We start from the raw sequence: 26631 nt of genomic DNA on the forward strand, positions 1-26631 counted from the left end.
CCGCTCCCCAGCCCCGCCGGCCCCCCCTGCCTGCGGGGCTTTTTATTGCCTGCGTTTTTTACGCAGGCAATAAAAACCCAAAGTTTCGCGTCGCGAAACTTCGGGCCCCACTATGCGCCCCCGATCCCCCGGCTGCCGCCCGCCCCCTTACCAAGGGGGCTATGGCCTCCGGTGAGGTTGCAGTTGGGTTGCCCACGACGCGGCGAGCTTCAACGCGACCGCGACCGCATCGCGCAGAATCTCTCCTCCAACACACCGGGAAGCGCCATGTTCGAGATGTCGATGCCGTGGTGGGAGTTCATGCTGCGCGCGGTGGTGGTCTACGTGGTGCTGCTGGCGATGATCCGGTTGTCGGGCAAACGCACGATGGGGCAGTTCACGGCGTTCGACATGCTGCTGATCGTGCTGCTGGGCAACGCGGTGCAGAACGCGCTGCTCGGCAAGGACACCTCGATGACCGGCGGGCTGCTGCTGGCGGCGACGCTGATGGTGCTGAACTGGACCGTGGGTTTCCTGACCGCGCGCAGTCACAAGGCCGAGCGACTGCTCGAAGGGGCGCCGGTGGTGCTCGCGCGCAACGGGCACATCTACCGCGACGTGCTGCGTCGCGAGCTCGTCAGTCGCGACGACTTCGCCAAGTCCATGCGCGAGGCCGGTTGCAGCGAGGTCGATCGCATCCACCTGGCGCTGCTGGAAACCAACGGCCACATCACCATCCTCCTGCGCGATCCGCCCAAGGGCGGAGACGAAGGCGTGTGATCGCGCTCAGCCCAGTTCGGTGAGCCAGTCGCGCGGGCGCAGATGGTCGGCCAGGCGTGCCTCGTCGCTGCCGTCTTCGGGCGCGTAGCCGTATTCCCAGCGCACCAGCGGGGGCAGGCTCATCAGGATCGATTCCGTGCGTCCGCCCGATTGAAGACCGAACAGCGTGCCGCGGTCGAACACCAGGTTGAACTCCACGTAGCGGCCGCGCCGGTACAACTGGAACTGACGCTCGCGATCGCCGTAGGGGGCATCCTTGCGGCGTTCGACGATGGGCAGGTAGGCATCCAGGAAACCATCGCCGACGGCACGCAGGTAGTCGAAATCCTTCGTTGCGTCCTCGTGCAGATCGTCGAAGAACAGCCCGCCGACGCCGCGCGTCTCGTTGCGGTGCTTGAGGAAGAAGTATTCGTCGCACCAGTGCTTGTGCTTCTCGTAGCGCTCTTGGCCGCCGAACGGTTCGCACAACGCGCGTGCGGTGCGGTGCCAGTGCAGCACGTCTTCGTCGACCGGATAGAACGGCGTGAGATCGAAGCCACCGCCGAACCACCACGCCACGGTTTCGCCATCGCGGATCGCGCGGAAATGACGCACGTTGGCGTGCGTGGTCGGTACGTGCGGATTGCGCGGATGGAACACCAGGGACACGCCCACCGCGCGCCATGATGCGCCGGCCAGCTCCGGCCGGGCCGCGGTCGCCGACGGCGGTAGTTTCGTGCCCGATACATCGGAGAACCCGATGCCCGCCTGTTCGAACACCGCGCCGTCGCGAAGTACGCGCGTGCGCCCGCCGCCGCCTTCGGCACGCTGCCACAAGTCCTCGCGGAAGCGCGCGACGCCATCGGCGGCCTCGATCGCGCCGCAGATGCGGTCCTGCAGACCCGTGAGATAGGCGCGGACGTCGTCGAAGCCGGGGGCGGGTTCGGTCATGTTCACAGGAACTTGGCGGGGATGGCGCGCATGATACCCGCCGCCCGTTCAGGAGCCGTCGCGTCGGCCACCGCGGGCAATGGAGAGAGGCCATGCGCACGCTTCGTCTTTGCGGTGTCGTGTCGATCCTGTTCGTCGTGGCCGGGTGCTCGCGCGAATCGGCGGAACCTGCCGCGCCGGCCAAGCCGCCCGCGACCGTGCCGGCCACCGCGCCCGCGCAGCCGGCGGAGCAGGCGCAGAAGGTGTTCAACCAGGAAGAGCTCGACCAGATGGTCGCGCCGATCGCGCTGTATCCGGACTCGCTGCTCACGCAGGTGCTGATGGCGGCGACGTATCCGGGCAACGTCGCCGACGCGGTGACGTGGGCGAAGGCGCATCCCGATGCGAAGGGCGACGCGGCAGTGAAGCAGGTCGCAGACCAGCCGTGGGATCCCAGCGTGCAGTCGCTGGTCGCCTTCCCGCAGGTGCTGTCCACGCTCGGTCAGGATCCGGGTTGGGTACAGCGTCTGGGCGATGCATTCCTTGCGCAGCCGAGCGAGGTCATGGATGCGGTGCAGCGACTGCGTCGCGCCGCTCAGGCCGCCGGCAACCTGCAGTCCTCGCCGCAGCAGACGGTCAGCATGGTGCCTGCGCAGGCCGCGCCCGCACCGGCACCGGCGTCGACGGATGGCGGCGCGCCGCCACCTCCACCGCCGGCGAGCAGCGAGACGATCATCCAGATCCAGCCGACCAATCCGGAAGTGGTCTACGTACCCAGTTACAACCCGACGACGGTCTACGGCGCATGGCCGTATCCGTCGTATCCGCCCGCGTACTACCCGCCCGCGCCGATGTGGTATCCGGGCAGCGCGCTCATGACGGGTCTCGCGTTCGGCACGGGTGTGGCCGTCGCCGACGCGCTGTGGGGCGATTGGGACTGGGGCGGTGGCGACGTCGACATCGACGTCAACCGCTACAACAACATCAACACGAACCGCCAGATCGATGCCAGCCGCAACACGTGGCGGCATGACGGGAATTACCGCGGCAACGTGCCGTACCGCGATGCGCGAAGCCGCGAGCAGTTCGGCCAGCAGCGCATGCCGGGAGCGGAGAACCGCCAGGCGTTCCGCGGCAACGACGCCGCGCACGACGCCAACCGTGAGCGCGCGCGCCAGGAAATGCAGAAGCGCGGCTTCGAAGGGCCCGCCGCGAGCAACCGCCAGGCGCAGGACCGCGCACGCGAGGCGCGTCGCGAAGCGGGCGAACGGCCGGGCGGGCTCGACGGGCGCGCCGGACAGGCCGGTACCCGCGATCAGGCGTCGCGCGATCGCGCGCGCGATGTCGCGCAGCAGCGCACGCAGGGCGGCGGCCAGCGCGACCATGCACGCAATGTCGCCGATGCGCGCACGCGCCAGGGGCAGGCGGGACAGCATCGTGAAGGCCCGCGCACCTCGCAGGCGAACACGCAGCGGCGCGAGCAGGCGCGCTCCCAGCACCAGCAGGCGCGCGCGCAGCCACGTTCGCAGATCGACACGCCGCGCCAGCATCAACAGCGCCCGCAGCCGCGTGCGCACGAAGCCTCGCGCAACAATGCCTTTGCCGGCGCAAGCCATCCGCAGCAGGCGCGCGCGCAGTCCAACCGTGGGCACGCGAGCCGGCAGAGCTCGCAGCGCCCGCAGTCGTCGCGCGGCGGCGGACACCAGGTGCAACGCTCCGCGCCGCAGCGCGGCGGCGGTGGCGGCGCACGGCGCCGTGGCTGAGACGATGACGAGGAGCCTCCGATGAAGCGTCCCACCCTGCTCATGTTCGCTCTGTGCCTTGCGCTGCCCGCGGCATCCGCCTTCGCGCAGGACGCCTATCCCAGCGCCGAAGCCGCGGCCGATGCGTTCACCGCCGCGGTACAGAGCCGTGACCAGCCCGCGCTGAAGAAAGTGCTGGGCGCGAACTGGCGCGACTACATCCCCACCGAAGGCATCGACCAGGAGGACATCGATGCTTACCTGGCGCAGTGGAAGCAGTCGCACCGCATCCTCGCCAAGGGCGCGCAGGCGCAGGTTGCGGTGGGCGACGGCGGGTGGACGCTGCCGATTCCGCTGAAACAGGACAAGGCCGGCTGGCGCTTCGATCCCAAGGCCGGTGGCGAAGAGATGCGCGTGCGTCGCATCGGCCGCAACGAACTGGCGGTTCTGCAGGCGGTGCAGGCGTATCGCGATGCGCAGCTCGACTACGCCGAGAACGACCACAACGGCGACGGTGTGCTCGAGTACGCGCAGCGCATCCTCAGCAGCGACGGCGAGCACGATGGCCTGTACTGGCCCGACGACGACAGCAGCGATGTGAGTCCGCTGGGCCCGCTGTTCGGCGACGACCTGCCCAAGGGCGACTATCTGGGCTACCGCTACCGCATCCTGACGGCGCAGGGGCCGTCGGCACCGGGCGGTGCGTACGACTACCGCATCGGCAATCGCATGACGCGCGGCTTCGCGCTGGTGGCGTGGCCAGCGAAGTACAGCGACACCGGCGTGATGACGTTCATGATCGGCCCCGACGGCGAGGTCTTCGAGAAAGACCTGGGCCCGACCGGCGAAGCGCAGGCGAAGGCGATGAAGGGATTCGATCCGGACAGCAGCTGGAGCGACGCGAAAGCGGATGCGACGGCGGCGACGCCGCCGTGACTACACGCCTCTCCACTGACGCACCCCTCTCCCCTTGCGGGAGAGGGAAAGGCCGCGAAGCGGCCGTGGAATAGGGGTGGGGTGGGGTGACGTCACTGCCCTCTCCCTGACGGCCTTCGGCCGTCGGTCCCTCTCCCGCAAGGGGAGAGGGAAACGCAAGGCCTACTTCAGCGTCCGCTCGAACAGCTCGTAGATGCGGCGGTACTCGTCGTACCAGCTGTCCGAACGCGTGAAGCTGTGGCGCTCCATCGGGTACGGCGCGATCTCCCACTTGTCCTTGCGCAGTTCGATCAGGCGCTGGCTCAGCATCACCGAATCGCGGAAGAACACGTTGTCGTCGATCATGCCGTGCGCGATCAGCAGGTTGTCCTGCAGCTTGTCGGCGAAGTTGATCGGCGAGGAGACCTGGTAGGCCTCCGGGTCGAGCTCGGGCGTGTTGAGGATGTTGCTGGTGTACTCGTGGTTGTACTGCGACCAGTCGGCCACCGGACGCAGCGCGGCGCCGGACTTGAACGTGCCCGGCGCGCGGAACAGCGCCATGAACGTCATGAAGCCGCCGTACGAACCGCCGTAGATGCCGGCGTGCGCCTGGTCGCCCTGCTTGTTGGCGACCAGCCAGTCCAGGCCGTCCAGGTAATCCTCGAGTTCCGGATGACCCATCTGGCGGTAGATCGCGGTGCGCCAGTCGCGGCCGTAGCCTTCGGATGCGCGGTAATCCAGGTCGAGCACGACATAACCCTGCTGCACCAGCAGGTTGTGGAACATCTGCTCACGGAAGTAGCTCGGGTAACGCTCGGACACGTTCTGCAGATAGCCCGCGCCGTGCACGAACATCACGATCGGGTACTTCCTTCCGGCCTCGTAATTCTTCGGGCCGTAGAACTTGCCCCACACCACGCCGGCGCCGTGCTTGCTGGGCACCTGCACGTACTCGGGCTGGATCCACTCACGGCCCTTGAACTCCGGCTTGCGCGTGTCGGTCAGCTGCGTCGCCGCGCCACCGTTGGCGCTCACCACCGAAATCTGCGGCGGCATGTAGCTGGCCGAATGACGCACCAGTACCTTGCTGCCATCGGGCGAGAGCGAGAAGTCCTCCACGCCGTCCAGCGAGGTCACTTCGCGCACATCGCCGCCGCTGCGCGGCACGGCGCAGACTTCGTAGTCGCCCGGCCACTTGCGGTTGCAGGTGAAGAAGAACGAGTTGCCGTCGGCCGAGAGCGTGGGCGCGGAGACTTCCCACTTGCCCGACGTGAGCGCGCGCGACTTGCCGCCTTCGTTGAGGTAGAGGTGCGAGAAGCCCGAGCGCTCGGAGAGGAACCACAGCGCACCGTCGCGCGTCCAGCCGAAGTCGTTGAAGCCCCAGTTGATCCACGCGTTGTCGGTGAGGCGGTCGCGCGCGACCAGCTTCGCACCGGCGAGGTCGACGCTGGCGATCCAACGGTCCTTGTTGTCCACGGCGCGCACCAGCAGCGCGACCTGGCGGCTGTCGTCGCTCCAGTGGATCGCCGGGCCGGTGCCGTCGCCGTCGGTCTCGACGCGCACCGGGCGGTTGCCCTTCAGCGGATCTTTCTTCGCGGCCTTGCGCATCGCCGCGAGCGGGTCGTTGGCGATGCCCGGCAGCGTGTCGAACTTCAGCTCCGTCGCCTTGCCGGCATTCACGTCGACCAGCCACAGCGTATGCGGCACCGGATCGTTGCGACCGACGCGCGTGCGCACGTCCTCGAATTCCTCGAAGCCCGATTCGGTCACGTACTTGGGCATCTTGCCGGCCTTGCCGGCATCGGCGCCCTTCGCGGTCGTGACGACGACCAGCCACCTGCCGTCCGGCGACAGCGCGCTGTCGGCAACGGCGACGTCGTCGCCCAGGTAGATCGGCGCGGGCGCGCGGCTCGGATCGCCCTTGCGCCATTCCTCGTTCTGGCGACGCGCGGCGTCGCGCAGGTCCTTGTCGGTCTGCAGCGTGGTGATGGTCGCCAGCTGGCGCGTGCGCAGGTCGTCGGCCTTCGGCGGCGTGGCCGGGTCCTTCTCTGCCTTGAGGATCGCCGCTTCGCTGACGCCCTGGCCGGTACGCCACTGGAACCAGTCGTTGCCGCGACGGAACACGAGGCGGCCATCGCTGCTCCACTGCGGCAGCGCTTCGTCCTCATTGCTGCGCGTGACCTGCGTCAGCGTGCCGCTGCGCAGGTCGCGCACGAACACGTCGCCGTTGCGTACGAACGCGGCGCGCTGGCGCGAGGCGTCGAGCACCAGGCGGGCGCCGTCGAGGTCGGCTCGCGCCGCGCCGTCGAGCTTCACCGCACTGCCGCCGGCGACCGGCACCTGCCACGTGTCGCGGATCGTCGCGCCTTCGCGGCGCTGCTGGTACTGCACATGCTGACCGTCCCAGGCCCACCAGGCCTGTTCCACCGGCTGCCCGATCCAGTCGGGATCGGCCATGGTCTGGGTGAGCGTGATCGGCGTCTGCGCATGCGCTGGGCCGAATGCGGTGGCGAGAAGGACGAGGGCGATGGGTGTCAGGCGCATGGTCTGTGTTCGGTACGGCGAAGGACGGTGGATGACGGGACAGCAGCGGGGAGCGGCAACGGGGCGCGCGTCGAAGGACGCCCCTCGCCGGCCGGATGCGGCCGCGATGGGCGACGTTCCCTGCGCTTTCCCCGTTCGCCTTCCCCGGCAAACTTCCGCAGCGTACCAGCCGACGGGTTTGCCCGATCGGGCCATGCGTCATGGGCAGGCTTCCTACTTCACGTGACGCGGCGCACAATATCGACTCAGCGAAGTCGGCGACGGAGTTCGAAACCGTGGATGCCCTGCTGTTGTCGCGGATCCAGTTCGGATTCGTGATCTCGTTCCACATCCTCTTCCCCGCATTCACCATCGGCCTGGCGAGCTGGCTGGCCTTCGTCGAATGGCGGTGGCTGCGCACCCGCGACACGCTCTGGCGGGATCTGTTCTTCTTCTGGACCAAGATCTTCGCCGTGTCCTTCGGCATGGGTGTGGTGTCGGGCATCGTCATGAGTTTCCAGTTCGGCACGAACTGGGCCACGCTCAGCGAGCAGGCCGGCAACATCCTCGGTCCGCTGCTCAGCTACGAAGTGCTCACCGCGTTCTTCCTGGAGGCGACGTTCCTCGGCGTGATGCTCTTCGGCTGGGGGCGCGTGAGCGAGAAGCTGCACTTCCTGGCGACATGCATGGTCGCGCTGGGCACGTTGATCTCCACGTTCTGGATCATCTCGGCCAACAGCTGGATGCAGACGCCGACGGGCTACACCCTCGTCGATGGCGTGTTCCATCCCGACAGCTGGTGGGACATCGTTTTCAATCCGTCCTTCCCGTTGCGTTTGCTGCACATGGTGCTGGCGGCGTTCATCACGACGTGCTTCGTGATCGGCGGCGTGGGCGCGTCGTACCTGCTGCGCGGCGTGCACGTGGAGGCGGGCAGACGCATGCTGAAGGCCGCGGTGCTGTTCGCCGCGATCACCGTGCCGCTGCAGGTGGTGGTGGGCGACCAGCACGGGCTGGTCACGCTGAAGCACCAGCCCATCAAGGTCGCCGCGATGGAAGGCCACTGGGAGCATCTGCCCAAGGGCGAGGGCGTACCGCTGGTGCTGTTCGCGGTGCCCAACGAGAAGGCCGAACGCAACGATCTGGAGATCGCCATTCCGCGCGCCGGCAGCGTGATCCTCACGCACACCATCGATGGCGAGATTCCGCCGCTGAAGTCGGTACCGGCCAGCGAGCGTCCACCGGTGAAGCCGGTGTTCTACGCGTTCCGCGTGATGGTCGGCCTGGGCTCGTTGATGCTGCTGCTGACGCTGTGGTCGCTGTTCCAGTACTGGCGCGACGGCCTGTATGCCTCGCGCGTGGCGCTGCACGGATGGCGCGCGATGATGCTGTCGGGCTTCGTGTGCATCCTGGCCGGCTGGTACGTGGTCGAGATCGGCCGCCAGCCGTACGTGATCTACGGACTGCTGCGTACCGCCGATGCGGTCAGTCCCATCCTCGCCGCCGCCAGCGTGATGACCTCGCTGATCGTGTACGCGGTGGTGTACGCCATCGTGTTCGGCGCGGGCATCTGGTACCTCAGTCGACTGGTGAAGAAGGGGCCGTTGCCGCACGAACCGCCACAGCACACCGCGGGCGGCGACAAGACGCCGGCGCGTCCGCTGTCCGCCGCGGGCGACAACCTCGAGGAGGGCGCGTGATGGACATGGCCACCGTGCTGCCGGTGATCTGGTTCGGCGTGATCGGCTTCGGCGTGCTGATGTATGTCGTGCTCGACGGTTTCGTGCTCGGCCTGGGCATCCTGGCGCCCTTCGCCGAGGACGAGCACCAGCTCGACCTGATGATGAACACCGCTGCGCCAATCTGGGACGGCAACGAAACCTGGCTGGTGCTGGGTGGCGCAGGCCTGCTCGCGGCGTTTCCCAAGGCATATGCGGTGGTGCTGTCGGCGCTGTACCTGCCCGTGCTGCTGATGCTGATCGCGCTGGTGTTCCGGGGTGTGGCGTTCGAATTCCGCTTCAAGGCGAACCGTGCCAAGCCGGCGTGGGGCGCGGCGTTCGCGCTGGGCTCGATGTTCGCGGCGTTCGCGCAGGGCGTGATCCTGGGGTCGCTGGTGGAAGGCATGCCGCTGCAGGACGGCAAGTACATGGCCGGTGCCTTTGGCTGGTTCAGTCCGTTCTCGATGCTGACCGGCGTGGCGGTGGTGTTCGGTTACGCGCTGCTGGGTTCGACGTGGCTCATCCTCAAGACCGAGGGGCGCATGCAGGACGTCGCGCGCGGACTGACGCGTCCGCTGGTACTGGTGGTGGTGGCGTTCATGGGGCTGGTGAGCGCATGGCTGCCGTTCCTGGACTCGCGGATCATGGCGCGCTGGTTCGAGGGCTCGAACTTCTGGTGGCTGGCACCGGTGCCGCTGCTGGCGTTGTTCAACGCCTTCGCACTGTGGCGCGCGGCGATGCGACGCGGCCGCGATGCCGCCCCGTTCCTGCTGACGCTGTGCTTCTTCGGGCTGGGTTTCGCCGGACTGGTGCTGGGCATCTGGCCAAACATCGTTCCGCCGGGCCTGACCATCTGGGATGCCGCCTCTCCGCCGTCCTCGCAGGGCTTCGTGCTGGTCGGCCTGGTGATCCTGCTGCCGGCGATCCTGGGCTACACGTACTGGTCCTACAACGTGTTCAAGGGCAAGGTCGGCGCCGACGCGGGATATCACTGAGGGCAGCGCCGGCGCTTCAGGCGCCGGCCCGCCTTCACGCCGGGGCTTTACGGAAGCGGAATATCCGTTGCCGAATCCGCACGTTGCGCGGGTATGCTGTGGTCAACATTTCGCCGCGCCTTCCCCTGCGCGCCGCTGCCCTGACTCATGCAAGCCTACGTATACAAGAGCCTCCGCAAGGCCGACACCTACGTTTACCTCGCCTCGCGCGATGACTTCGCGCGACTGCCCGATCCCCTGCGCACGCAGCTGGGCAGCCTGCAGTTCGTGCTGGAAGTCGCGTTGACGCCGGAGCGCCGCCTCGCGCGCGAGGATGTCGCCGTGGTGCGCGAGAACCTGGCCAGCCGTGGGTTCCACCTGCAATTCCCGCCGACCGTGGAAGATCCGATGAAGGAGGACTGGGGCACCGATGCCTGAGCCGACGTCCTCCCGCTCGCCGGCGGCGCCGGCCCCCATTGCGCTGCGCGCCGGCGCCCTGCTTGCCGGGGGCGCGGTCCTGACCCTGCTCGCCGGTATCGGCGGCATCGTTGCAGTGCTGGCGGTCGTGCTCGCGCAGCCCCTGTTCGCACTGGGCGTGCGTGCCTGGCGCGATGGTGGCCTGCCGCCGCACCGTGATCTGATCCGTGACGGCGCGGCCCTGGGCATGGCCTGGGGCGGTGCGGTCGTGTTGCTGGGGGCCGTCATGGCCTGGCCGCTGTCCTCGCTGCGCGAGACCGGTTCGCTCATGGCGGCGCTGGGCCTGAGCATCGTCATCGCGGTCGCCCTGTTGGGCCTGTGGCGGCTGTGGCCGCTATGGCTGGGCCTGGAACATGACGGTGGACCGCTGCGTGAACACTGGCACGCGCTGGGCGAACTCGAACTGGGTGCCTGGCGCGGGCTGGGCGTGGCCGCGATCGTTCTCGCGCTGGCCTTGGCCGCGGTGGTGCTGGGCTGGCCCGATCTGTTGGGCACCGGCGCGCACTGGGCGATCGCTGGCGTGATGGCCATCGCCGCCCCTGCGATGCATGCCCTGCTGCAGCACATCGCACCGGCCGACCCGCTGCCCGGCTTCGCCTACGACGAAGGCGAAGAGGACGATTACGACGAGCCCGCGCTGGCCCTGGCCGAAGGCGAGCCGATGGCGCCGGCGCTGTACGCCGCTGCGCGCGGCGGTCGCGTGGAGCGCGCGCTGGAGTTGATCGAGCTGGGCGCCGATGTGACCGCGCCGCCGCCTGCCGATGACCGCGACCAGCGCAGCCTGGCCGTCCTGGCGGCGGTGCTGCCGGACCTGCGCCTGCTGCGCGCGCTCATCGCCAACGGCATCGACCTCAACGCCAACCACGCCGGCGTGACGCCTCTGCTGGCCGCCACGCGCGACAGCTGGCACGGGCGCCCGGACGCGGTGATGACGCTGCTGGCCAATGGCGCCGATCCGCGCCTGACGGACGCCGAGGGCAATACGCCGCTGCACCATGCCGCGCGCAGTTCCGACCCCGGTGTGGCCGCGTTGCTGCGCGATGCCGCGGCCGAACTCGATCCACTCAACCGCGATGGCCTGTCGCCGCTGGGCGTGGCCTGCGCCGTTGGCAACTGGCGCCTGGCGAAGTTCCTGCTGGAACGCGGCGCCAAGCCGGAACCTGCCGGCGGTCAGCCGGCGATGCTGGCCGCGGCCGGTGGCGAGGAAGACGACCCGGCCGGCGTCGGGTTGCTGCTCAAACACAAGGCGAAGGTGGATGCGCGCGACCGTCGCGGCCGTACCGCGCTGCACGAAGCGGCCTTTGCCGGTCACCTGGACGTGATGGGCACCCTGCTCGCCGCGGGCGCCGACACCGGCATCCGCGACGAGGACGGCCGCACGCCTTTCCTCGAATCCGCACGGGGCGCGCGCCTGCCGGTGCTGGAGAAGTTGATCGAACATCTGCCCCGTCGCGGTGCCGACGCGGCCGCCAGTGCCGACGCCCGCACCCGCAACGCGCTGGTGCTGGCCTGCATGGCCGATTCGCCATCGCCCGAATTGGTGCAGAAGCTGCTGGACCTGGGCGTGGACGCCGAACAGCGCGATGCCGATGGCAAGCGCGCGATCGATCGCGCCGCCGAGGCCGGTCGCTGGTCGCTGGTCGCCGCACTGGACCGCGCGTACCCGCTGCCGTCGGCGCTCAGTGCGGATGCCGACGACGACCTGCCGCTGCCCGATCGCGCGCCGACCGTTCTGCTGCGCGATGGTCTGCGCGACGGTCGCGCGGAGGAACTGGGCGGCCTGGCGCAACTGTTGAGCGCGCGCGAACGCGGTGCGCTGCTGCACGACGAGGACGCCGTGATCTCCGGCGACCGCGTCCAATGGCTGCTCGCGCAGGGCGCCGATCCGGAAGTGCGCAATCCCGAAGGCGAGACGCCGATGCAGGCGCTGCTCGGACGCCTGCCTGAAGCCGCCGGTTCGGTGCGTGTGCTGCTGCGCAATGCCGTTTCGCCGGCAGGCGCGGGCGGGCTCGCGCGATTCCTGGCAGCCAGTCACGCCAGCGGGCGTGATGTCGCTGCGCTGGAAGACCTGTCGCTCGAACTGCTGGAACGCGGTGCGGACCCGTTCGCGCGTTCGCCGGCCGGCGATCCGCCGCTGGCGTTGACCGTCCGCCTGGGCTGGTCGCGCCTGCTGGAACGCCTGCTCGCCATCGGTGTCGACCTCAACGCGCGCGACAGCCACGGCATGAGCGCGCTGCATCTGGCCGCCGCGCTCGGTCGCGACGGCATGCTGCGGCGCCTGGTCGCGCAGGGCGCGGCACCGGATCTGCTCGCTGCCGACGGCCAGACCCCGTTGGGCGTGGCGCTGTCCTCGGGGCGTCGCGACCTCGCCGACTGGCTCGACTGGCGCGGCTGGCCGTTGCCCAAGCGCCCGCTGCAGGCGCAGGACGTGCCCGCTGCCGCCATCGTGGGCGACGCCGATGCCGTGCGCCGCCTGCTCGATCTGGGCCTGCCGGTGGACGCCACCGATGCACAGGGTTGCACTGCGCTGCTGCGCGCCGCCGGTGGCGGCCATCGCGCGGTGGTGGACCTGCTGCTCGCACGCGGCGCCGACCCGCAATGCACCGCACATTCCGGCGCGACGCCGCTGTCGGCGGCCGTCAGCATGCGCCACGCGGAAATCGTCGATCGCCTGCTCGCTGCCGGTGCGCCGCTGGAGCAGCGCCTGCCGGGCGATCTCACGGTGCTGATGGTCGCCTGCGCGCTGGGTCTGACCGATCTGGCCGCGCGGCTGCTCGCCGCCGGTGCCAATGTGCACGCCTGCGATGCGCAGGGACGCCAGGCGCTGCACTGCGCCGCGATGTACGGCTTCAACGCGCGCGAGCGTTCGCGCCTGGTGGCGCTGTTCGACACGCTGCTGCTGGCCGGCGTGGATGCCGACCAGCCGGCCGCGGGCGCCACGCCGCTGCTGCTGTTGCTGGGTGCGCGCGCCGAGCCCGGCACGGCCGCCGATGAGGACGTGCTGATCGCGGGCGTGCAGTTGCTGATCGACCACGAAGCCTCGCTAGACGCCGGCGATCCGCGTGGCTTCGGTCCGCTGCATCTGGCCGCATTGCATGGCCTGCTGCGCGTGGTGCAGTTCCTGCTGCGCGCCGGTGCCGATCCGGACCGACGCGACTCGCTCAACCGCACGCCGCGCGAGATCGCGGTCATGCGTGGCTTCATCGATATCGCCGCGGAATTCGCGCCGGCCGCGCCGGGCCAGAACGTCTCGATGGCAAGGTTCCTGCGCGATCCGCGTTGACGGTGGGCCTCTCGTGTTCCGGCAGCTGCCGGAACACGGGTGCGCCGCGAATCACTCTTCCTCGTCGCCCGGGCCCAGATCCGCGCGCCGGCTGTCGGCGATCTCGCCGAGCAGGCCGGTGCCCTGGTCGGCGTTGAACAGTTCTTCCAGCTCGCGACGTGCATCCTGCGTGGACTGCACCAGTGCGGCTTCGTCGTCGCGGATCAGGTACTGCGCGCGCAACAGCCGCCGGTCGTGCTCGCGGAACTGTTCGGCGTGGTCGCGCGCGACCTCCTCGGGAATGCCCAGTTCGACCAGCACCTTCTCGCCCATGCGCAGGCTGCTGTAGAAGGTCTCGCGCACAGCGCGCGCGCCCAGATCCAGCAGGTCCCAGGTGTGGCGGCGATCGCGTGCGCGCGCGAACACGGTCGCGTCCGGATACAGGCGACGGATCGTGCGCACGGTGTGCAGGTTCGCCTCCACGTCGTCGATGGCGATCACGAACACCTTCACGTGCTCGGCACCCGCCGAGCGCAGCAGTTCGGCATGCGCAGGGTCGCCGTAATACACGGGGTTGCCGAACCGGCGCACGAAGTCCACCTGGTCGGCGCTGTGCTCGATGCCGATGAAGGGTGTCTTCTGCGCCGCGAGCAGTCGCGCGACGATCTGGCCGAAGCGGCCGAAGCCCGCGATCAGCACCTGCGGATGCGAGTCGGGAATCGTGTCGAACGCGCGCGGCTGCGGTTGCGGTGCGGCCGCCAGCAGCCGCGTGACGCCGATGACCAGCAACGGCGTGAGCGCCATCGACAGGCCCACGGCCGCCACCAGCCGGTCGCGCGTGGGGTCGTCGATGAGGTTGGCCTTCACCGCTTCGTTGAAGATCACGAACGCGAACTCACCGCCCAGTGCCAGCACCGCGCCCAGCCGCAGCGCCTCGCGCCGGTCCAGGCCGCCGGTCTGCTGGCCGACCAGGTAGAGGATGGCGAACTTCACCAGCAGCAGCGCCAGCGTGAGCCCGGTGATCAGCAGCGGCTCGGACAGCACGCGCTGCAGGTCGATGCTCATGCCCACGGCCATGAAGAACAGGCCCAGCAGCAACCCCTTGAACGGATCGATCTGCGCTTCCAGCTCGTGCCGGTATTCCGAATCGGCGAGCAGCACGCCCGCAAGGAACGCGCCCAGGCCCGCCGACAGCCCCGCGCCCTGCATGATCCAGGCGGTGCCCAGCACCACCAGCAGCGACGCGCCGGTGAACACCTCCGGCATCTGCGCGCGCGCGACGATGCGGAACATGTGCCGCAACAGCACGCGTCCGCCGATGACCACCGCCACGATCGCGCCAAGGGCCTTGGCCACTTCGTCCCAGCCCAGCTCCGCGTCCACCGCGACGCCGCGGCCGAGCAGCGGAATCGCCGCCAGCAACGGGATGGCCGCGAGGTCCTGGAACAACAGAATGGCGAAACCGAGTCGCCCGTGGTCGGCCGTGAGCGCCTTGCGCTCGGACAACAACTGCAGGCACACGGCCGTGGAGGAAAACGCCAGGCCCATGCCGATCACCAGCGCGGCCTGCCACGAGAAGCCGGCGATCATCGACGCGCCGCCCAGCACCAGCGCGCTGAGCACCACCTGCGCGCCGCCGGATCCGAACACCGGCTTGCGCATCACGCGCAGGCGCGCGGGCGAGAGCTCCAGGCCGATCACGAACAGCAGCATCACCACGCCGATCTCGGCCGCGGCGAGCACGGGCTCGGCGTTGGCGACGAACTGCAACCCGTACGGACCCAGTGCAACGCCCGCGGCCAGGTAGCCCAGCACCGCGCCCAGGCCGAAGCGCCGGAACACCGGCACGGCGATCACCGCGGCCAGCAGGAAAACGAGTGCCAGTTCCAGACCGCCGCCGTGCATGTAATAACGCCTCCGTCTCCGGATTATGCACGCCGGCCGTGCCCCCGCCGTTGCCGGATGCGTGACGCTGTGACCTGGCGCTCGTTCGTTGCGGTGCGTTGTGAACGGGGCGCGCGACCGATACGCTCGGCGCTCGTCCGTCCGGGGGGAGCGCACGATGCGCGGGATGTTGGGGGTTGTGCTGTTGCTGGTTACCGGTCTGTGTCACGCGCAGGGGGACTTGCGCATGCCGGTGGAGGGAGAGATCGGCGTCGATCCGCAGGGAAAGGTGTTCGATCTGAATATCGAATCGATCCTCACGCCCGAAGTGAAACGCGTGGTGGATCAGGCGGTGCGGAAGTGGACATTCGAGCCGGTGATGAGGAACGGCGTCGCGGTCCATGCCAAGGCGCAGATGTTCCTGACGCTGGTGGCCGCACCGGTCGAGGGCGGTTACCAGTTGCGGATCGAGCGAGTGCATTTCGCCGGTGACCGCCCTTCCGAGACGGTGTTGCCACCGCGCTACCCGCGCGATGCCGCACGCGCAGGGATCGGTGCCGACCAGCTCGTCGCGATTCGCGTCGATGCCGGCGGCAAGGTGCGCGAGGCCTCCGTGGTGCAGACATCCCTGCCCGCCATGAGGGGCAGCGAGAAGGAACTGGGTAAATGGCGTCGCCTGTTCGAGCAGGCCACGCTGGCCGCTGCCCGGCAATGGACCTTCCGTGCCAGCGAGGATGCGGCGAACGCCGACGACGTGACCCTGATCGTGCCGGTCGGGTTCTGCCCGCCGGGCGCGGGCAATTGCATGGACGACGGATGGCGTTACCAGTCCGCCGGTCAGCAGCAACCGATTCCCTGGCTGTCACAGAGCGAACAGCAGTTCGATGCAACGGGATTGCGGCAAGGCGAAGCCATGGCACTGGACAACACCCTGACGCTCAAGACACCGGTGGTCGGCAAATCGCTCTGAGCGACGTGCCCCATCGAACGCATACGCAGGTTCCAAACAAGGAGACGTTCATGTTGCGCAAATGGAGTGGCGTACTGGTCCTGATGCTCTGGACTTCGATCGCGCTGGCGGGTGTCACCACGGCCGACGTGCGCAGGCAGGTCGAGGCCAGCATGCTGGTGAACGGCACGATCGACATCGATGCGCAGGGGCAGGTGACGGATTACCAGCTCGCCGAGCAGGCGTCGCTACCGCCCGCGCTGCTTGCTGTCGTCGACCGGCACGTACGCGGCTGGCGTTTCGATCCGATGCGGGTGGACGGCAATGCCGTACGCGCACGTTCGCCCATGCACGTGCGCCTGGTGATGAAGCGCGACGGCGACCGGTTCCTGTTCCGGATCGCGGGTGCGACGTTCGGCACCACCTACGGGGCGGGCGCAGTGCCCACCGTGAACGGAACCCTTTCGCCGCCGCGCTATCCGGAATACGCCTACACCAGCAACGTGGGCGGCGTCGTGTACCTGGTGGTGAAGGTCGGACGCGATGGTTCGGTCGAGGATGCCATCGCCGAGCAGGTAAACCTGCGCTCGCTGGGATCGGAACACGAGATGGCGCGCTTCCGCGAGATATTGACCGACCCGGCGATCTCGGTGTCGAGGAAGTGGAAGTTCAACTTCCCCACCCGCGGCGAGGATGCCGACAAACCGTTCGTGCTGGTGCGCGTGGCGGTCGAGTATCTCGCCCGCGACATGCCATCGGAGAGGGCCGGCCGCTGGTTGCCCTACGTGCCGGGGCCGCGCCAGCCGGTGCCGTGGCGCAACTGGGACGCGGCTGGCCAGCAGCCCGACGCCATCACGGTCGGCGAGGCGTATCCGGACAATCCCAAGGGCCCCAAGCTGATCGGCAACATTGACGGCTGATGTTCCCTGTGCGGCGGGAGTAAACGCACATGGCGGGGCCGCGAACCATGGCGATGCAACGCGACTAAGCAATATCCTCATGCGGAGGATGGTGGTGCTGCCATGCCGATATAGTCGGCAACAGAGTCCCGGCTACGACAAGGAGCTACACATGTGGAAGAGGTGCGGTGTCCTGCTGGTCCTGATGCTGTGCGCTCCGGTGATCATTGCGGGCTCCAGCCGCGAGGAAGTGCGCAAGCAGGTCGAGGCCAGCATGCTCGTGAAGGGGACGATCGACATCGATCCGCAAGGTCAGGTTGTCGAATACCACCTTGAGCAGGCGGCGTCGCTGACGCCGGCGTTGCTCGGCATCGTCGACAGGCGCATCCGTGCGTGGCAGTTCGAGCCCGTGCTGCTGGATGGAAGGGCGGTCCGTGCCCGCTCACCCATGCAGTTGCGCCTGGTGACGAAAAAGGACGGCGAGAACTACCTGTTCCGCATCGCTGGCGCGACGTTCGGCAGTGTCGACAAGGAAGGTGAGTCGCCCACGTATGACGGGAAGCTGAGGCCTCCGCGGTATCCGGAAGGCGCGGTCTTCAATCGCGTGGGTGGCACAGTCTATCTGGTGCTGCGCATCGGGCGTGACGGCTCGGTGGAGGCTGCCGTCGCCGAACAGGTGAACCTGCGTAGCATCGGGACGGAACGTGAAATGAAGCTGTTCCGCGAGATGCTGGCGGACTCCGCGATCTACACGTCCCGACGTTGGAAGTTCAACTTCCCCACGCGTGGGGAGGATGCCGACGCGCCGTTCGTCTCGGTACGCGTGCCGGTGGATTTCATCGCGCCGAACATGACCGATACGAAGCCCGGTGAGTGGCAGGCCTATGTGCCTGGCCCGCGGCAGGACGTGCCGTGGCGTGACTGGGATGCAGCCATGGAGTCGCCGGATGCGATCGCCTCCGGCGGCGTGTATCCGGATCGCCCGAGCGGGCCGAGGCTGATTGGCGGCGTCGACGGCTGATCGCGTTCATCGCACGGAGAAAACAAAGGTATGGAGAAGGCCATGAGGAAGGGAGTCTGGGCGCTCGGATGCGTGCTCGCGCTGTGCGCGGGCGTGGCGCTCGCTGCGGAGCAGCGCCCGGTGCGCGAGCAGGTCGAAAACAGCATGCTCGTCACGGGGGCCATCGACATCCAGCCCGACGGGACGGTTGCCGGGCATGCGTTGGATGAGCCCGAGAAACTGCCTAGTGGCATCGTCCAGCTGCTCGCGCAGGCGACGCCGCACTGGCGCTTCGAGCCGGTGCGCGTCGAGGGCAAGCCGGTGTTCGCGAGGACGAAGATGAGCGTGCGCATCGTCGCCAAGCGCCAGGGCGACGGTGGCTACGAGGTGCGCGTGGCCAGCGCGAGGTTCGGCGAGCCGCGATCGGAGGATTGGCCGAGCCATGACGGGCCGCTAGGGCGACCGCGCTTCCCGAAGGAAGCCGCGCAGGCAGGCGTGGGCGGAACCGTGTACGTGATGTTGAAGATCGGGCGCGACGGCAAGGTCGTCGACCTCGTCGCTGAGCAGATCAACCTGAAAACTGTGGTCAGTGAAGCCGAGATGGAGATGTGGCGACACGTGCTGGCTCGGGCCGCGTTGCAGCGGGCATCCCAGTGGACATTCGTGCCGCCGACACAGGGCGCGGAGGTCGATGCTCCGTTTTGGAGCATCCGCGTACCGGTGGATTTCGTGGCCGGCGGGTCAAGGCCTGCGTATGGCAGATGGGAGACCTACATCCCGGGGTCGCGCACGCCGGCGCCGTGGGTCGATGCCGAGGAGGCGCGCATGGGGGCCGACGCCGTCGCGCTGGACGGGTTCCAGCCGATAGGCGGGGGACCCCGGCTCCTCTCCAGTCTGGATCCCGGCAGCTGATCGCGGTGCCGGTCGACCACCGCTACAAAAAACGCCCCGCATTGCGGGGCGTTTTTGCTTGCAGCGTTCGCGATGCCGCTCAGCGCTTCATCGAACTGAAGAACTCGTCGTTGGACTTGGTGGTCTTCATCTTGTCCAGCAGGAATTCCATCGCGCCGATCTCGTCCATGCCGTGCAGCAGCTTGCGCAGGATCCAGATCTTCTGCAGCAGTTCCGGCTCGATCAGCAGGTCTTCGCGGCGGGTGCCGGAGCGGTTGATGTTGATGGCCGGGTAGACGCGCTTCTCGGCGATGCGGCGGTCCAGGTGCACTTCCGAGTTGCCGGTGCCCTTGAACTCTTCGTAGATCACCTCGTCCATCTTGCTGCCGGTGTCGATCAGCGCGGTGGCGATGATGGTCAGCGAGCCGCCTTCTTCCACGTTGCGCGCGGCGCCGAAGAAGCGCTTCGGACGATGCAGTGCGTTCGCGTCGACACCACCGGTGAGCACCTTGCCCGAGGACGGCACGACGTTGTTGTACGCGCGCGCCAGACGGGTGATGGAGTCGAGCAGGATCACGACGTCCTTCTTGTGCTCGACCAGACGCTTGGCGCGCTCGATCACCATTTCGGCGACCTGCACGTGGCGGCCGGCGGGTTCGTCGAAGGTGGAGGAGACCACTTCGCCGCGCACGGTGCGCTGCATCTCGGTCACTTCTTCCGGTCGCTCGTCGACGAGCAGCACGATCAGGTGCACGTCCGGATGATTGCTGGTGATGGCCGTGGCCACCTGCTGCATCATCATCGTCTTGCCGGCCTTCGGCGGCGAGACGATCAGCGCGCGCTGGCCTTTGCCCTGCGGCGCCATCAGGTCGAGGATGCGGCCGGTGATGTCCTCGGTCGAGCCGTCGCCGCGCTCGAGGCGGAAACGCTTGCGCGGGAACAGCGGGGTGAGGTTCTCGAACAGGACCTTGTTCTTCGACGCTTCCAGCGGCTCTCCGTTGATCGTGTCGACCACGGCCAGGGCGAAGTAGCGCTCGCCGTCCTTCGGCCAGCGGATGCGGCCGGACAGGTGGTCGCCGGTGCGCAGGTTGAAGCGGCGGATCTGGCTGGGCGAGATGTAGACGTCATCCGGGCCGGCCAGGTAGCTGGCCTCTGCGGCGCGCAGGAAGCCGAAGCCGTCGGGCAGGATTTCCAGCACGCCGTCGGCGGCGACGCCTTCACCGTGGCGGGTCAGCACCTTCAGGACCGCGAAGATCACGTCCTGCTTGCGGGCGCGGGCGACGCCTTCCTGGATCTGCAGCTGGTCGGCCACGTCCAGCAGCTTCGGCGTGGGCATGCGCTTGAGGTCGCCCAGCGAGTACTGCGGGAAGCCTTCCGGTACCTGCGGGTGCGGGCGCGGGACGAAGTTCTCGCCGTTGCTGCCATCGTCCTGCATGCCGCCGCTCTGGTCGCGGTAGCGCTCGCGCTGGCGGTCGCGACGGTTGCGGAAGCGGTCGCGACGGTTGCCGCGGTTGCCGCCTTCGAGATTGTCGCGGTCGCGCTGGCCCTGGCCGCCTTCGCCGCCCTGGGCGGAGGCGCCCTCGGAACGGGCTTCGGACGGAGCAGGAGCTTCGGCGGCTGGCGCGGCCGGTTCGGCACGCGGCGCCGGTGCGCTCTGGCCGGTGGATTCGACGACGGCCGGCGCGTTGTCGGCGGCCTTGCTCACGCGCGCCTTGCGCACGCGCTTCTCGGCGACATCGCCGGCGTCAGGGGTGTTATCGGACAAGCAGGGAATCCTCGCTAAGCGGCGAGCGCTCGCAGTGGCGAGCGGAACGTCAGGGACGAATGGTTTCTAGAGTGGGGTGCGGCGCAAGACGGGGCTGGACGGTTAGGTCCGAGACGGTCAGGAACGCCGGGTGAGACGAAACTAGCACTGCCTTTGCGCGGCGGCAAGCGCCCGGACAGGGCTCGTTCACCTGGCCGGATCGGCCGGTGGGGCCGGCGCCCGCAGGGCGGGCGCGGCCGGTGGATCGGGTGGAGCAGGGGCAGCCGGGCCGGGCCCGGTCAGAGCGCCTTGTCGAGCATCTGGCTCAGCTGGGCCTTGCCCACCGCGCCGATCTGGGTCGCCTGGACCTGGCCGTTCTTGAACAGAAGCAGCATCGGGATGGAGCGCACGTGGTACTTCATGGCCGTGGTGCGGTTGTGGTCCACGTTGACCTTGGCGATCTTGACCTTGCCCTGGTAGGTCTCGGCGAGCTCGTCCAAGGCCGGCGCGATCATCTTGCACGGGCCGCACCATTCGGCCCAGAAGTCGACCAGCACGGGTTCGGACGACTGCAGCACGGCGGCATCGAAATCGGCATCGCCGACGTGCAAAATTTTCTCGCTCACGGGGATCTCCTGCGGTTTGGTGCGGCCGGTCGGCCCTCGGGCCGCCCGGACGGGGGTCTGGCCCGCCCCGGCGTTACCGGATCGGGGGTTACGGTAAACTGGGGCGTTTCGCGGCGACTTCAAGTCCTCGCCGACACCCTATCCGAGCCGGCGCCTCACCGGGCCGGCCCCGGCAGTCTGCGATGCGGACGCCACCCAAGCAAGCGCGCCAACGCACCCTGGCATGCCGCACTGCACGGCGCGCGCGGACTCTCCAAAGCTGATGAGCGACAAGCCTTTAACCGACGTTTCCTTCTCTTCCTTCGACCTGCATCCGAGCCTCCTGGCCGGACTGGAAGCCGCAGGTTTCACCCGTTGCACGCCCATCCAGGCGCTGACGCTTCCCATCGCATTGCAGGGCCGTGACGTCGCCGGCCAGGCCCAGACCGGCACCGGCAAGACCCTGGCGTTTCTGGTCGCGGTGATCAACCGACTGCTCACCCGCCCGGCGCTGGCCGAACGCAAGCCCGAAGACCCGCGCGCGCTGATCCTGGCGCCGACGCGCGAGCTGGCCATCCAGATCCACAAGGACGCGGTGAAGTTCGGCAGCGAGCTGGGCCTGAAGTTCGCGCTGGTGTACGGCGGCGTCGACTACGACAAGCAGCGCGAGCTGCTGCAGAAGGGCGCCGACGTCATCATCGCCACACCCGGCCGCCTGATCGACTACGTCAAGCAGCACAAGGTCGTGTCGCTGCACGCCTGCGAAGTGTGCGTGCTGGACGAAGCCGACCGCATGTTCGACCTGGGTTTCATCAAGGACATCCGCTTCCTGCTGCGGCGCATGCCGATCCGCACCGAGCGGCAGACCCTGCTGTTCTCGGCCACGCTCAGCCATCGCGTGCTGGAGCTGGCGTACGAGCACATGAACGAGCCGGAAAAGGTCGTCGTCGAAACCGAGTTCATCACGGCAGCCAAGGTCAGGCAGAAGGTGTTCTTCCCGGCCGACGACGAGAAGATCCCGCTGCTGCTGGGCCTGCTCTCGCGCAGCGAGGGCGCGCGCACGATGGTGTTCGTGAACACCAAGGCCTTCGTCGAGCGCGTCGCCCGCGCGCTGGAGCGGGGCGGTTACCGCGTTGGCGTGCTCTCCGGCGACGTCCCGCAGAAGAAGCGCGAGTCGCTGCTCAACAAGTTCCAGAAGGGCCAGCTCGAAATCCTCGTAGCTACCGATGTGGCCGCGCGCGGCCTGCACATCGACGGTGTCAGCCACGTCTACAACTACGACCTGCCGTTCGACGCGGAGGACTACGTCCACCGCATCGGCCGCACCGCGCGCCTGGGCGCCGAGGGCGACGCGATCAGCTTCGCCTGCGAGCGCTACGCGATGTCGCTGCCGGACATCGAGGCCTACATCGAGCAGAAGCTGCCGGTGGCGGCCGTGGAGGCGGACCTGCTGGTCGCCCTCCCGCGTGCACCGCGCGAACTGCCGGAAGGTGCCGAGGGCGAAGGCGAGCAGGAAAGCATCGGCGCGATCTTCAAGGAAGCGCGCGAGCAACGCGCCGCCGACGAGGAGCGTCGTGGTGGTGGCCGCAGCCGCAGTGGCGGCGGTGGCGGTCGTCGCGACGGGCGTGTCGAGGGTCGCGGAGAGCGCCGTGGCGACGGTCGTCGCAGCGAGGGCGGTCGTGATGGCGCGCCGCGTGGCGAACGCAAGCCGCGTCCGCAGCCGGCAGCCGAGCCCACCACGCAGGCGCATCAGGCCGTCGAAGCCGCGATGCCGCCCACCGGCGACGCCGAGCGCGCGCCGCGCAAGCGCCGCCGTCGTCGTGGTGGCCGCCGTATCGAGGGCGCCGACGGCGCAGTGGCGGCTGCAGCCTCCCCTGCATCCAAGCAGCCCACTCAGGTCCACGCGCAGAAGGCAGCGAAGGATGGCGACAAGCTCGGTCTGCTGCACCGCATCGGCCGTGGGCTGAAGTCGCTGATTTCGCGCTCGCCGCGCAGTCAGCACTGACCCGCGTCGCGCCGATCCGCGTATCGGCGCCGACGGTCGGACGTATTTCGCGGATTGTGCGCGGGTGCGTTTTCCGCCCTAGCCATCCCCGCTCGCGCCGCCGATACTTGGCGGCACGAGTGTGAGCACCGGTGAGCGATGAGCGTCCTGCGCTTCGACAATGTCAGCAAGCGATACGAAGGCCGCGATGCGTTGAGCGAGGTCAGCTTCGAGGTCGCGCAGGGCGAGATGCTGTTCGTGACCGGCCATTCCGGCGCGGGCAAGAGCACCCTGCTCAAGCTGATCCACCTGTCCGAGCGCCCCAGCCGCGGCACCGTGCTGTTCGGTTCGCAGAACCTGACCAAGGTGCGCGGCCGCCGCATCGCGCTGCATCGTCGCGACGTGGGCGTGGTGTTCCAGGACCATCGATTGCTGGCTGACCGCAGCGTCGCCGACAACGTCGCGCTGCCGCTGATCCTGCGCGGCATGCGTCGCGGCGACATCGGCAAGCGCGTGCGCAACGTGCTGGACAAGGTAGGCCTGGGCTCCCGCGCCGGCGCTTTGCCCACGCAGCTGTCGGCGGGCGAGCAGCAGCGCGTGGGCATCGCCCGCGCCATCGTCGGCGAGCCGCGCCTGCTGGTCGCCGACGAACCCACCGGCAACCTCGATCCGACGCTCTCGGCGGAAATCATGGCGCTGTTCGAGTCGCTGCCCGAGCGCGGCACCAGCGTGCTTGTCGCCAGCCACGACCTGGCGCTGGTCAAGCGCATGAAGAAGCGGGTGCTCGTGCTGAACCAGGGGCGCCTGGTCGACGACATCTCGCCCGAGGACCTGGCCCAGTGAGCGCGCAGACCGCACCGCCGCCCAGCCCGCCGCGCTCGCGCCTGGGCACCTGGTTCGACCATCACGTCTACAGCCTCGTCGCCAGCGCGGGCCGCATGCTGCGCAAGCCGTGGGCCACCGCACTGACCATCGGCGTCATGGCCGTGGCCATCGCCTTGCCGGTGGGCCTGTGGGCGGCGCTGGGCAATGTCGAACGTTTCACCGGCACCGTGGAGCAGTCGCGCCAGGTGTCGCTGTTCCTGAAGACCACGGTGGACGTGCCGCGCGCCCGCGCGCTGGCCGACCAGCTGCGCAACCGCGGCGATATCGCCGCCGTCGAACTGCGCACGCCTGAACAGGGCATGGACGAACTGCGCCACAGCAGCGGCCTGGGCGAGGCGATCAGTGCGGTCGAGGGCAACCCGTTGCCCAGCCTGCTCATCGTTTCGCCGAAGGGCGACGAGACTCTGGTGGCCGACTCGCTGCGCAACCTGCCGGAAGTCGATGTGGTCCAGCACGACGCCGCATGGCGTCAGCGCCTGGACAGCTGGCTGCGCTTCGGCGTGCGCCTGGCCTGGGTGCTGGCGGCGCTGCTCGGCCTGGGCGCGCTGCTGGTGGTGGGCAACACGGTGCGCTTGGACATCCAGTCGCGCCGCGAGGAAATCGCCGTACTGCAGCAGCTGGGCGCCACCGACGGCTTCATCCGCCGGCCGTTCCTGTACCTGGGCGCATGCTATGGCGTGGTCGCCGGCGCGCTCGCGCTGGCCTTGCTGACCGCCGCCGATCAGGCCCTGCGCGCGCCGCTGGCCGATCTGGCACGCAGCTACGGCAGCCAGTTTTCCCTGCAGGGCTTCGATCTCGCCTCCGCGGTGGGGATCGTCGTGACTTCCGGCGTTCTGGGGTGGCTGGGCGCCGGCCTCGTCACCGGCCACTACCTGCGTCAGACTCGACCCACGACATGAGCCAGGATCTCCGCCATCTAGCCAACGCCGCACCGCGGATCATGGTCGTGGACGGCTCCAAGCTGGTGCGCAAGCTCATCGGCGACGTGCTCGCCCGCGAGCTGAGCGATGCGATCGTGGTGCCCTGTGCGGGCATCGGCGAGGCGCGTGCCGCTCTCGCCAGCGGTGCGGTCGACCTGGTCACCACGTCGCTGTCCCTGCCCGACGGCGATGGCATCGCGCTCGCACGCGCCGTGCGCGAGGCGGCCGGCCAGGCCTACGTCCCGATCATCGTCGTTTCGGGCGACGCGCAGTCGCATCTGGAATCGCGCCGTTTCACCGAAGACGTCACCGACTATTTCGACAAGGCGCTGGGTCACACGGCGCTGGCCGCGTTCATTCGCGGCTACGTGCAGCCACAGCCCATCCCCGGTGCGCGCGTCCTATATGTCGAAGACAGCAAGGTCGTCGCGCTGGCGACCAAGCGCATGCTCGAGCGCCACGGACTGACCGTGCTGCACTTCGTCGGCGTGGAGGAAGCGCTGGAATACCTGGAGACGCATCGCGGGCAGGACGATGTCGGCTGCGATCTGGTGCTCACCGACGTCTATCTGAAAGGCGCACTCAGCGGCAACGACCTGCTCGCCCGCCTGCGCGAAGACTTCCGCTACGGCAAGCGTCGCCTTCCGGTGCTGGTGATGACCGGCGATGGCAACGCGGACAACCAGAGCGCACTGCTGCGCGCCGGTGCGAACGATCTGGTGCTCAAGCCGATCGAGGAACGCCTTCTGGTCACCAAGACGCTGTTCCAGCTTCGCCTGGCGCGCCTGGCGGAGCCGGCGACGCTGGACGCATGAACGAGGCCGCCGATCACGGCGCGCACGACCGCGTCCGTCTGGACCCCTCGTGGAAGGACCGGATCGGCGACTACCTGCAACGACCGGACATGCAGTCGCTGTCGGCGTTCCTGCGCGACCGCAAGGCCGCCGGGGCACGCATCTATCCACCCGGCCAGAACATCTTCGCCGCCTTCGACGCCACGCCATTCGAGGCGGTGAAGGTGGTCGTGCTGGGGCAGGACCCGTACCACGGCCCTGGCCAGGCGCATGGCCTGTGCTTCTCGGTGCTGCCCGGCGTGCCGGTGCCGCCGTCGCTGGACAACATCTTCAAGGAGATCCAGCGCGACCTCGGGATCGCCCGCCCCGATCACGGCTGCCTGCTGCCGTGGGCGCGCCGCGGTGTGCTGTTGCTCAACGCCGTGCTCACGGTGGAGGAAGGCCGGGCCGGGGCGCACCAGGGCAAGGGGTGGGAGGGCTTCACCGACCACGTGGTCGACGTGCTCAACCGCGAGCGCGAAGGCCTGGTCTTCCTGCTCTGGGGTAGTTACGCCCAGGCCAAGGGCAAGGTGATCGACCCGCGTCGCCATCGCGTGCTGAAGGCGCCGCATCCCTCGCCGCTGTCGGCGCACCGCGGCTTCCTGGGGTGCGGGCACTTCTCCGCCACCAACGAATACCTCGCCCGGAACGGGCAGTCGCCGATCGACTGGTCCCTTCCTCCGCGAGCCGAGCTGACCATCTGACCTCGTCGTCGGGAACTCCTGCGCCTGAATGCGGTCTCATCCCGTGGCTGGACG

At 68.7% G+C, this 26631-nt stretch carries 21 protein-coding genes; 16 read left to right on the top strand and 5 right to left on the bottom strand.

The window, feature by feature from the left end; all coding sequences use genetic code 11:
• Window positions 1–267: 267 nt before the first annotated feature.
• Window positions 268–759 (top strand): DUF421 domain-containing protein, encoded by a 492-nt coding sequence (locus QLQ15_RS05245; protein ID WP_283211785.1) that lies wholly within the window; start codon window positions 268–270, stop codon window positions 757–759.
• 6 nt (window positions 760–765) lie between these two features.
• Here the strand turns inward: QLQ15_RS05245 and hemF are convergent, their stop codons facing one another.
• Window positions 766–1689, bottom strand: coding sequence for an oxygen-dependent coproporphyrinogen oxidase (gene hemF, locus QLQ15_RS05250; protein WP_283211786.1), 924 nt, complete (start codon window positions 1687–1689; stop codon window positions 766–768).
• Window positions 1690–1781: 92 nt separating this feature from the next.
• Between hemF and QLQ15_RS05255 the strand changes: the two genes are divergently transcribed.
• Both QLQ15_RS05255 and QLQ15_RS05260 read left to right on the top strand, forming a co-directional pair.
• Entirely contained in the window at window positions 1782–3431 is a 1650-nt protein-coding gene (locus tag QLQ15_RS05255; RefSeq protein WP_283211787.1) for a DUF3300 domain-containing protein, read from the top strand.
• 21 nt (window positions 3432–3452) lie between these two features.
• Window positions 3453–4346 (top strand): DUF2950 domain-containing protein, encoded by an 894-nt coding sequence (locus tag QLQ15_RS05260; RefSeq protein ID WP_283211788.1) that lies wholly within the window; start codon window positions 3453–3455, stop codon window positions 4344–4346.
• Window positions 4347–4508: 162 nt separating this feature from the next.
• Here the strand turns inward: QLQ15_RS05260 and QLQ15_RS05265 are convergent, their stop codons facing one another.
• A complete protein-coding gene (locus QLQ15_RS05265; protein WP_283211789.1) occupies window positions 4509–6869 on the bottom strand; it encodes an alpha/beta hydrolase family protein in 2361 nt (786 codons plus the stop codon).
• A 275-nt stretch (window positions 6870–7144) separates the two neighbouring features.
• Here QLQ15_RS05265 and QLQ15_RS05270 point away from each other — a divergent pair, with 275 nt between their 5' ends.
• The 4 genes from QLQ15_RS05270 to QLQ15_RS05285 all read left to right on the top strand — a co-directional run bounded on the left by QLQ15_RS05270 (window position 7145) and on the right by QLQ15_RS05285 (window position 13300).
• The gene (locus QLQ15_RS05270; protein ID WP_283211790.1) at window positions 7145–8548 is read left to right on the top strand and encodes a cytochrome ubiquinol oxidase subunit I; all 1404 of its coding nucleotides are present in this window, start codon (window positions 7145–7147) and stop codon (window positions 8546–8548) included.
• The gene (gene cydB, locus QLQ15_RS05275; protein ID WP_283211791.1) at window positions 8548–9561 is read left to right on the top strand and encodes a cytochrome d ubiquinol oxidase subunit II; all 1014 of its coding nucleotides are present in this window, start codon (window positions 8548–8550) and stop codon (window positions 9559–9561) included. The genes QLQ15_RS05270 and cydB overlap by 1 nt, the downstream gene beginning before the upstream one ends.
• 147 nt (window positions 9562–9708) lie before the next feature.
• The gene (locus tag QLQ15_RS05280; RefSeq protein ID WP_283211792.1) at window positions 9709–9978 is read left to right on the top strand and encodes a YcgL domain-containing protein; all 270 of its coding nucleotides are present in this window, start codon (window positions 9709–9711) and stop codon (window positions 9976–9978) included.
• A complete protein-coding gene (locus QLQ15_RS05285) occupies window positions 9971–13300 on the top strand; it encodes an ankyrin repeat domain-containing protein (RefSeq protein ID WP_283211793.1) in 3330 nt (1109 codons plus the stop codon). Before QLQ15_RS05280 ends, QLQ15_RS05285 begins: the two co-directional genes overlap by 8 nt.
• 51 nt (window positions 13301–13351) lie before the next feature.
• Here QLQ15_RS05285 and QLQ15_RS05290 read toward each other — a convergent pair whose 3' ends face one another.
• A complete protein-coding gene (locus QLQ15_RS05290; RefSeq protein WP_283211794.1) occupies window positions 13352–15184 on the bottom strand; it encodes a monovalent cation:proton antiporter-2 (CPA2) family protein in 1833 nt (610 codons plus the stop codon).
• Window positions 15185–15341: 157 nt separating this feature from the next.
• On the opposite strand from QLQ15_RS05290, the gene QLQ15_RS05295 reads away from it, so the two are divergent.
• The 4 genes from QLQ15_RS05295 (at window position 15342) to QLQ15_RS05310 (ending at window position 18923) form a co-directional block, all read left to right on the top strand.
• A complete protein-coding gene (locus tag QLQ15_RS05295) occupies window positions 15342–16133 on the top strand; it encodes an energy transducer TonB (RefSeq protein WP_283211795.1) in 792 nt (263 codons plus the stop codon).
• A gap of 50 nt (window positions 16134–16183) precedes the next feature.
• Entirely contained in the window at window positions 16184–17032 is an 849-nt protein-coding gene (locus tag QLQ15_RS05300) for a TonB C-terminal domain-containing protein (RefSeq protein WP_283211796.1), read from the top strand.
• A gap of 151 nt (window positions 17033–17183) precedes the next feature.
• Window positions 17184–18032: an energy transducer TonB gene (locus QLQ15_RS05305; protein WP_283211797.1), complete on the top strand. Its 849-nt coding sequence runs from the start codon at window positions 17184–17186 to the stop codon at window positions 18030–18032.
• A 30-nt stretch (window positions 18033–18062) separates the two neighbouring features.
• Entirely contained in the window at window positions 18063–18923 is an 861-nt protein-coding gene (locus QLQ15_RS05310; protein WP_283211798.1) for an energy transducer TonB, read from the top strand.
• A gap of 79 nt (window positions 18924–19002) precedes the next feature.
• Here QLQ15_RS05310 and rho read toward each other — a convergent pair whose 3' ends face one another.
• Together rho and trxA are read right to left on the bottom strand one after the other, a co-directional pair.
• Window positions 19003–20622, bottom strand: coding sequence for a transcription termination factor Rho (gene rho / locus QLQ15_RS05315; RefSeq protein WP_432277843.1), 1620 nt, complete (start codon window positions 20620–20622; stop codon window positions 19003–19005).
• A 323-nt stretch (window positions 20623–20945) separates the two neighbouring features.
• The gene (gene trxA, locus QLQ15_RS05320; protein WP_283211800.1) at window positions 20946–21272 is read right to left on the bottom strand and encodes a thioredoxin TrxA; all 327 of its coding nucleotides are present in this window, start codon (window positions 21270–21272) and stop codon (window positions 20946–20948) included.
• Between the two features lie 262 nt (window positions 21273–21534).
• Here trxA and rhlB point away from each other — a divergent pair, with 262 nt between their 5' ends.
• From rhlB to ung, 5 genes are all read left to right on the top strand, one after another.
• Complete coding sequence (rhlB, locus tag QLQ15_RS05325; RefSeq protein WP_283211801.1) at window positions 21535–23256, top strand: ATP-dependent RNA helicase RhlB; 1722 nt, start codon at window positions 21535–21537, stop codon at window positions 23254–23256.
• 138 nt (window positions 23257–23394) lie between these two features.
• A complete protein-coding gene (gene ftsE / locus QLQ15_RS05330; protein ID WP_283211802.1) occupies window positions 23395–24078 on the top strand; it encodes a cell division ATP-binding protein FtsE in 684 nt (227 codons plus the stop codon).
• Window positions 24075–25019 (top strand): permease-like cell division protein FtsX, encoded by a 945-nt coding sequence (gene ftsX / locus QLQ15_RS05335; RefSeq protein ID WP_283211803.1) that lies wholly within the window; start codon window positions 24075–24077, stop codon window positions 25017–25019. Before ftsE ends, ftsX begins: the two co-directional genes overlap by 4 nt.
• A complete protein-coding gene (locus QLQ15_RS05340; RefSeq protein ID WP_283211804.1) occupies window positions 25016–25855 on the top strand; it encodes a response regulator in 840 nt (279 codons plus the stop codon). Before ftsX ends, QLQ15_RS05340 begins: the two co-directional genes overlap by 4 nt.
• Window positions 25852–26577: a uracil-DNA glycosylase gene (gene ung / locus QLQ15_RS05345; RefSeq protein ID WP_283211805.1), complete on the top strand. Its 726-nt coding sequence runs from the start codon at window positions 25852–25854 to the stop codon at window positions 26575–26577. Before QLQ15_RS05340 ends, ung begins: the two co-directional genes overlap by 4 nt.
• The last annotated feature ends 54 nt before the right edge of the window (window positions 26578–26631 follow it).

Origin of the sequence: Lysobacter stagni, assembly GCF_030053425.1 — a bacterium.
GTDB classification, from domain to species: Bacteria; Pseudomonadota; Gammaproteobacteria; order Xanthomonadales; family Xanthomonadaceae; genus Lysobacter_J; species Lysobacter_J stagni.

Coding starts and splice junctions, on each gene's coding strand:
- QLQ15_RS05245 (WP_283211785.1), top strand. CDS start 268: ATGTTCGAGATGTCGATGCCGTGGTGGGAGTTCATGCTGCGCGCGGTG.
- hemF (WP_283211786.1), bottom strand. CDS start 1,689: ATGACCGAACCCGCCCCCGGCTTCGACGACGTCCGCGCCTATCTCACG.
- QLQ15_RS05255 (WP_283211787.1), top strand. CDS start 1,782: ATGCGCACGCTTCGTCTTTGCGGTGTCGTGTCGATCCTGTTCGTCGTG.
- QLQ15_RS05260 (WP_283211788.1), top strand. CDS start 3,453: ATGAAGCGTCCCACCCTGCTCATGTTCGCTCTGTGCCTTGCGCTGCCC.
- QLQ15_RS05265 (WP_283211789.1), bottom strand. CDS start 6,869: ATGCGCCTGACACCCATCGCCCTCGTCCTTCTCGCCACCGCATTCGGC.
- cydB (WP_283211791.1), top strand. CDS start 8,548: ATGGACATGGCCACCGTGCTGCCGGTGATCTGGTTCGGCGTGATCGGC.
- QLQ15_RS05280 (WP_283211792.1), top strand. CDS start 9,709: ATGCAAGCCTACGTATACAAGAGCCTCCGCAAGGCCGACACCTACGTT.
- QLQ15_RS05285 (WP_283211793.1), top strand. CDS start 9,971: ATGCCTGAGCCGACGTCCTCCCGCTCGCCGGCGGCGCCGGCCCCCATT.
- QLQ15_RS05290 (WP_283211794.1), bottom strand. CDS start 15,184: ATGCACGGCGGCGGTCTGGAACTGGCACTCGTTTTCCTGCTGGCCGCG.
- QLQ15_RS05295 (WP_283211795.1), top strand. CDS start 15,342: ATGCGCGGGATGTTGGGGGTTGTGCTGTTGCTGGTTACCGGTCTGTGT.
- QLQ15_RS05300 (WP_283211796.1), top strand. CDS start 16,184: ATGTTGCGCAAATGGAGTGGCGTACTGGTCCTGATGCTCTGGACTTCG.
- QLQ15_RS05305 (WP_283211797.1), top strand. CDS start 17,184: ATGTGGAAGAGGTGCGGTGTCCTGCTGGTCCTGATGCTGTGCGCTCCG.
- QLQ15_RS05310 (WP_283211798.1), top strand. CDS start 18,063: ATGGAGAAGGCCATGAGGAAGGGAGTCTGGGCGCTCGGATGCGTGCTC.
- rhlB (WP_283211801.1), top strand. CDS start 21,535: ATGAGCGACAAGCCTTTAACCGACGTTTCCTTCTCTTCCTTCGACCTG.
- ftsE (WP_283211802.1), top strand. CDS start 23,395: ATGAGCGTCCTGCGCTTCGACAATGTCAGCAAGCGATACGAAGGCCGC.
- QLQ15_RS05340 (WP_283211804.1), top strand. CDS start 25,016: ATGAGCCAGGATCTCCGCCATCTAGCCAACGCCGCACCGCGGATCATG.
- ung (WP_283211805.1), top strand. CDS start 25,852: ATGAACGAGGCCGCCGATCACGGCGCGCACGACCGCGTCCGTCTGGAC.